Raw genomic sequence first — 430 nt, 5'->3', positions numbered from 1 at the left:
CGCCAGCCCTAGCCGCCGACCAGTACCAACACGAGATACATCACCAGGTGTTATCCGACTGCGGGTATTCATAGTGGTTAAACTAGCCCGCCGGTTATACACCGTGGTTGTGCACACCCCAGCCTGCGCGGCAATCTCGGCAACACTATATGAGCCGGCCATAAGCATCTCGTAGATCACGCGATGCTTATCCATCATCGATAACTTCGGGCAGTGCGATTGGTGCTGAATCGCAATTCCGGCTTGTCGCGCCCACCGCCTGACAGTTGGTGAGGGTATCGCTAAATCGCGCCCAACTGCGCTTGCTGATGCCCCGTTGGCAATGTGTTGAAGCGCAATGGGTTTGATGGCACTGTATTTCGTTCGGCGGGTTTGCTTCACTACTTCTCCTGGTCGAAAGTGGTGATGCATTCACCGCCTGAACCTACCG

Annotated in this window: 1 pseudogene; it reads right to left on the bottom strand. The window is 55.3% G+C overall.

Features of this window, described 5'->3' with window-relative positions:
- Nucleotides 1–411: pseudogene (locus CHU70_RS11285) on the bottom strand (IS30 family transposase); the annotation flags it as partial.
- Nucleotides 412–430: the final 19 nt, after the last annotated feature.

Source organism: Corynebacterium sp. LK10, from assembly GCF_008042455.1.
GTDB classification, from domain to species: domain Bacteria; phylum Actinomycetota; class Actinomycetes; order Mycobacteriales; family Mycobacteriaceae; genus Corynebacterium; species Corynebacterium jeikeium_D.
Note: the sequence above shows the minus strand (reverse complement) of the source record. Positions and strands in the feature narration are given on the sequence as shown.